A 6302-nucleotide genomic window follows, 5' to 3' on the forward strand; every position below is an offset into this window, starting at 1 on the left:
CATACTGGTAGGTGGTTGTATAATGCTGTTTGATTGCCGGATTATTAAACTGATCTCCGGTCAACGGCTTCGTTTGATTTGTCCAACCATGAGTACTGACACTTTGAAATAGGGCAACTGAGGGGACCGTTGATAACACTACCACAAGACAGATTCCAATATAATCTACTCGGCTCGTTGTCAAATGTTTTTTCATAAAAAAACCACATGGAGCTAGTAAGTCCATGTGGCATGTAATATCTCCCTTATGATTCAATTATTTCTCCATCTGCAACTTTTCCAAATTCATAAAGTACAAATTTGCTTCCTACGACAAGCAAATTTCTGGGTGCTTTTTCAGGAAACAAAAATTTTATACTACAAAGTGTTTCATAATTATCATGGTTTGAAATAATACTCAGTACAACACTCCAATCCTGTCCTTCCATGTCAGCCTGGAAATGCGCAGCTGTTGAATATTTCGTCAAAGGAAACCTCTTTTTTCCACCTTCTTCTGTCGGAACCCAGTTAATCCTAGCTATAACCTTATTATCCATGTTATTTCACCAATGTCACCTTTCCAAAACCAGCGTTTAGAGCTTCTAGCTCAAAATAATATGCAGGACCAATACCATCAAGCATGGGCTTGTAAAACGCTCCATTTAAGATACTTTCATTAACAGTTACAGATACAATTTTTGAATTACCAGGCATCTTCGACCACTCTTTTGCATCCTTAAGTGTGGTGGCAAACCATTTCCCCTCCATATTGACTCCAGCATCAAATGCTTTTAAATTAGCAATAGAAGCCACTTCGGCATCACTCATTGACCTGTACAAATTGACCATTTTGGACCCCGTATTTACTGCTTGAGCTGCTATAACTGTCCCTGTTGAAATTGTTGTTCCCATTGTTGCAACATCCGAAACGGCTAGTGCTGTGGGCGCTATAATAGGTGCGTAAAATATTGCAGCGGCTAGGGCAGGAACAGCAAGGGCTTGTGAAAGATAGTCCTCATGATCTCCTCCGTTTTGTGTGCGTATGGATGTAGTTTTACCAGTTGAATAGTCAGTTCTTGCAATAACTTCAGCACCGTTTGCTACTCTTATTGCAATTGCTTTATCGTGTGCGGCTTGCATAGCAGCAGTATTACCTGCTGCTTTAGCTTTATTAAATTCAGCCGTATACTGTTTAATCAACTTTTGGTCTGCTTTGCTCCAATAATTATCCTCAGCAATACGATGTCCCGTCGGATCAGTATAAATCAAAGGATTATTACTTACATACGTATATAAATTCAAACTCAGCGGATTATCAATCTGCCCTTCGTACGTATCCTCATTTAAGAACCGCCCGATACTCGGATCATAATACCGTGCACGCAGATAGTAAAGTCCCGTTTCTTCGTCGTAAATCTCACCAGCATATTTAAAGGAGTTCTGTATCCCTTCCGTCTGGCTGGTGATATTCCCCCATTCGTCATAGCTGTAGGTGTTGACCGGTGTTCCGCTGGTATTGACGATTTGCACCACATCGCCATGACCGTTGTACAAATAGTAGTAATCCTTTGCTGCCGTCTTGTCCTTTTTCACCAATACCCGGTCTCCACGGACAAAAGAGGACTTCTGTATTACAGTGCTCCCGCTTAATTTCTCCTCTGCGATAACTTGGCCACTAAAATCATAATTGACCTGAGTATGGGTCGTTCCAGTGCTCTTCAAATACCGAAGGCCATCCGCATAGTAGGTGAAGATGGTCGTATTCCCATTTTTGGTCAATCCGGTCAAGGTGTTTTGTAAATCATAGGTGTAGCTTGTATCGCTCAGATCCACACTGGAGCTGACGCTCTCGCTTGAGGTTAGACGATTGCCACGCACATCATACGTGTACTGCGTACTTTGACCATTCGGCCGTTTGATTGACAGTAGACGATTTAAAGCATCGTATCCGTAACTTGTCGTTTTTGCTGCTCCATTATTGAGGACTTCAGTTACCGCTGTAATATTCCCATTATGATCATAGCTGTAGGTGTATCCCGAAAGCACCGAGCTACCCTTTGTATTTTTCATGCTCTCTACCCAACCGAGTGCTTTGTTGTACGTGTACTCTGTTTTTAAGATACTTCCATCCGTCAACGGCGGATAAGTAATTGTCTTGACTCGGCCATTTGCATAGTAGCTATACTGTACATTGTCGGATGCGGCTTTGCTTAGGGACGCGCTGCCATTGGTAATACCAAATTAGTAGACGATCAATTATTAGACCAAATGCAGATATGGTGCTACACGATGTCAAGACAGAGAATTTGATATCATTAAGGTGTAAAAAATAATAACAAAGTCGGTACGCAACTCGTGGAAGAGGGGAGGACAAATCCCAAGGCGGTAGGGGAACAAAGTTCCCTTCATTACTCGCTTGTGGATCAGAGCAAAGCCTGACGGTTATACCACCGCTGCCGGTGTCAAGTTTTGTAGAAATTAATGAGGCAAGTAGTGATTGTGCGAATGGATGTAATCCTGCACCCCTGCCGTGTTTCACGGGGACATCTGTACTCATTGTTTCTCAAAGAACTGTTTGTGTTCGTATTTCGCTTAATCAGGATGTATTCTCCACTCATTATCTCGGTGGACGAGATAATATAAGTTTATTTTCACCGCTGTGCTTTTACTACGATTCTGACCTTGCATTACCGTAACTACATCTTCCAAAAGGTAGATCAGCGTTCAGCAAGGCGCTTATCTGTTCAATTAGTTTTACTCTTTTCTGTCCCGCTTGACCATACTCAAGAAGGTTAAAATGCGGTGAATAGTGCTGCGTTGTAGTGTATTCGTTTCCTTCATCATCAACGTTTGTGACCTCAATTTTCTCATGCTCATCTGTTTTGGTTAAGTAAACCATCAGAATTTCCGATTTTTCGGATGGAAGCAACTCCTTCTGGAACAAAGTTTTATCGTCGATCACAAATAACTCGGACAATTGCTCCAGACGTGGCTCAGGTATCTTACGTCTTTCTTTGATCAAGTCTTGAAATGTTTGTTTAGAAACTCCGATTGCTTCTGCTACCGATTTGTACTCCATGTGAAACGTGTCTGGTATAAATTGTAATCCTATCATTTCATTCACCGCCATACCTAGTATGTCTCAAAAGCTTGATTGTGTAATGCCTTACTAAGAGTGTCAAAATGTATTTTCACAAGAAAAAACCACATGGATTATATCACATGTGGCTTTTCTTTATTGTTGATTATTTACACTAATAGAATAATAAGTAACATCGTCCAATCGTCCCTTATTCCCTTTTAATATAGCATCATCGAAGCTCAGAACTACGTTGTTGGGTTCATTAGCTTTTTTATCTATAAAAATTTGTAAGTTAGTAGGGCGTTCTGTTTGATATGGGATCATCTCTTCATAAACTATTTTGTTATCTAACACAAAAATAAATCCGCTCATTAAATCAGTTGAACCTTCATATTTAACACCTAAAGCATTACTAATTTCCTTACTTGAACTTCCCACCTGAAAAGCAACCACCTTATCCCATTTAAATGTAGTAATTTCGTTAAGTGAAATATCACAAATCTCACCCAAATTGCATTTGTCGTCTATGATGCGCATAATTTGATCACTTAAAGATTTCTCCTTTTGACAGCTTGATAGTATTAACGTTAAGAAAGCAAGAAATAATATCCCAATCCCAATTTTTTTTATAGAATAATTATGCATAAACTCCACATCTCTCCTTGTATGAACAAATTCAATCCTCATCACAAACTTTATTGATCTGCAGCAAATCCATCGTTATCGAGCTGTGTTATCCTATTTTTTGCCGCTTCATATTCTTGATCTGACAGTTTCTGCAAATCAACTGAGAGTCTTCTGTGTCTGCGGAGTGCCCCCGATAGTCACGCAAAGGGATGCATTGATGAGCTGATTGTGCTCGTCATACTGGTAATTCGACACAGTCCTATTCCGGTCGCTCTTACTCGAAAACAGTCCTAGGCTGTTGTACAGCATGCTTTCATTCTGCGAGGAAGCGTCGGTCCGACAAGCTGACTCGGTTCATTATAGGTTTTACATATCAAATCTTGAAAAGAAGATGACTACAATAATTTCAGGTTAATTGATACGGAATTATCAGAACGAAAAAACCACATGGCTCTTCTTATTCCATGTGATTAAGATTATAACTTTTGTCATCTTAGAATATATTATTTTTTTCAAATACCCATTGATTTCTCGAAAACTGTTCTTCAACCATGTTATTGTATTTTTCCTCCGTTAGAACTTTAACTCCCTTTTCGAGGAAATTATTCAATCTGTTATTAAGTAGTTCCTGAAAATCTCCTTGTCTAATTTCTGTAACTATTAACTCAATTGACTCTGGTGCCTCAATTACACTAAGCTTGAATTTACAGGAATCCATCTCTTTATTTTTTTGTCAAAACAACACAATTTATAACAAAATTTATGTCTATTTTTTTGCTTCATTTTGATCTTTTTTTTCACTCTAATCATAATAGTAAAATACCGACTTCCGACTTATAGACTAATCTCCACAAGTGAAAAAAAGCACCTGAACCTACCATAATGGCAGCATTCAAGTGCTCTAAGGTTTACGAAGTTGCTTGCGCGCTTGTCCTTCACGACCTTCCGCTGCTTAGCGATTATGAGAATTGCCCCGCGAATGGTCAAGAGCTCTTATCCCGTCAGGCTGTTCGATTGTCCTAATGTTTAGCATTGTTTTACGATTCTTCTGTATCCCCCTGCACAGTATTTCTCGACACTCTTTCCTTTAACAAAATTGCATTTGAGCTCTTTCCTGATGCACCAGAGGGATATTGATTCCAGAAAATATTTTCAGAAATTAACATAATTCTAGAAAATCCCTAAAAAATATTGATTCAATAGTTACTTGCGAACCAAAGATATCAGTGTTTTTTTCTAAACCACAAATTACATATGACAGCTCTCCATATGAGAGTCGCATGTAGCCCAGGGGATTGTAGATACTATTAACGATATCTTCAAACTCTGCTTGAACTCTAGTATATGGCTGGGTATCAAATCCATCTAGAATTGGGCTAACCGCATTTTCATCCAAATTCTTTGTCTCATATTCATGTTGCAAGTAATAAAGAGGGACAAGCTTAGAAACCATCAGTCGGCATTTATAGCTAATCTCAAAGTCGTCTTCTTTAATATCTCCAAAATCTAGCAACCATTCAGTAGCTGGCCAAACTTCTCCTACATTTACTTGAGTATAATCAAATCCATTTTTCTTAATGAACTCAAGCACTTTGTTCGGAATTAAACCTTCACTTCTGCATTTATTTAAATATTCCTGAATATTTTTTTCTCCACTAAATACTTATCTATATACTCTTTAATCATATTATTCATTAAAACCCTCCTTAATTGGTTCTTATATTATGTTTACCAGATTTGTCAGCTGGCTTAGTCGATTTTAGATCAAAATTAACTTCACCTTGATGTATACCACGACTATTAGTAACCTCAAATCTACCGTGTTGTGTGTCAACAGAATATAGGCTCCCTGTTGCAGGATCAATGTAAACATCTCTACCATTTAATTTGGATAACCTTGAGTCCTTTTTAAAACCATAATTGTTGCCATGGTAGCCGCAGTTGCCCGGACACTAGCCACTCTTTCGCTTGGTGACAGGTTAACAATACTTTTCTCAAATGATCCAACATCAAAAATTAATGTCCCTGAATTGAATATCCGCTGCTGAAAATCAAAGGGTAAAATATCAAATTGTTCTTGTGTTATTACATTAATTTTAGGTTGTTGTATTATCGTTTGCCTTCCTGAAACCATGGCTGTTGAAGTACAATAACGCTTTGCTGCTGGCCAGGCTGCTGAATAACTGTAACACCCTGATCATAAGTGTCAAAAATGTTAATACCTGCTTTATCCATAGCAACTCCTGTTGTAATTCCAGCCCCAATTGTTGCAACTACAGCTCCACCTATGAATATTACTACACTAATGGATTCAGCTACACACGCGTCCCAGATACAATTACCTGTGGGATCAGTATAAAGTAAAGGATTATTATGCACATACGTATACAAATTCTGGCTCAGCGGATTATCAATCTGCCCCTCATACGTATCCTCATTTAAAAACCGCCCGATACTCGGATCATAATACCGTGCACGCAGATAGTAAAGGCCCGTTTCTTCGTCGTAAATCTCACCAGCATATTTAAAGGAGTTCTGTATCCCTTCCGTCTGGCTGGTGATATTCCCCCATTCGTCATAGCTGTAGGTGTTGACCGGTGTTCCGCTGGTATTG

The 6302-nt window shown here is 39.0% G+C and carries 7 protein-coding genes; all 7 read right to left on the reverse strand.

What is annotated here, in order from left to right:
• Positions 1-226, reverse strand: a 226-nt coding sequence (locus AC3WT9_RS34485) for a hypothetical protein (protein WP_492408958.1), incomplete at its 3' end; no start/stop codon positions are given.
• Positions 227-245: 19 nt separating this feature from the next.
• Complete coding sequence (locus AC3WT9_RS34490) at positions 246-536, reverse strand: hypothetical protein (RefSeq protein WP_438498515.1); 291 nt, start codon at positions 534-536, stop codon at positions 246-248.
• A gap of 1 nt (position 537) precedes the next feature.
• Positions 538-2049: an RHS repeat-associated core domain-containing protein gene (locus AC3WT9_RS34495; protein ID WP_492408959.1), complete on the reverse strand. Its 1512-nt coding sequence runs from the start codon at positions 2047-2049 to the stop codon at positions 538-540.
• A gap of 598 nt (positions 2050-2647) precedes the next feature.
• Positions 2648-3109 (reverse strand): hypothetical protein, encoded by a 462-nt coding sequence (locus tag AC3WT9_RS34500; RefSeq protein ID WP_492408960.1) that lies wholly within the window; start codon positions 3107-3109, stop codon positions 2648-2650.
• Between the two features lie 105 nt (positions 3110-3214).
• Complete coding sequence (locus tag AC3WT9_RS34505; RefSeq protein WP_492408962.1) at positions 3215-3706, reverse strand: hypothetical protein; 492 nt, start codon at positions 3704-3706, stop codon at positions 3215-3217.
• Between the two features lie 1141 nt (positions 3707-4847).
• Positions 4848-5279, reverse strand: coding sequence for a hypothetical protein (locus tag AC3WT9_RS34510; RefSeq protein WP_492408964.1), 432 nt, complete (start codon positions 5277-5279; stop codon positions 4848-4850).
• Between the two features lie 518 nt (positions 5280-5797).
• A partial coding sequence (locus AC3WT9_RS34515; protein ID WP_492408966.1) for an RHS repeat-associated core domain-containing protein occupies positions 5798-6302 on the reverse strand: 505 nt, incomplete at its 5' end.

The organism is Paenibacillus sp. EB106-06-01-XG199, from assembly GCF_058791575.1.

What these genes read in the sequence shown, in the direction of transcription:
- AC3WT9_RS34500 (WP_492408960.1), bottom strand. Translation starts at nt 3,109, where the DNA reads ATGGCGGTGAATGAAATGATAGGATTACAATTTATACCAGACACGTTT.
- AC3WT9_RS34505 (WP_492408962.1), bottom strand. Translation starts at nt 3,706, where the DNA reads ATGCATAATTATTCTATAAAAAAAATTGGGATTGGGATATTATTTCTT.
- AC3WT9_RS34495 (WP_492408959.1), bottom strand. Translation starts at nt 2,049, where the DNA reads ATGAAAAATACAAAGGGTAGCTCGGTGCTTTCGGGATACACCTACAGC.
- AC3WT9_RS34490 (WP_438498515.1), bottom strand. Translation starts at nt 536, where the DNA reads ATGGATAATAAGGTTATAGCTAGGATTAACTGGGTTCCGACAGAAGAA.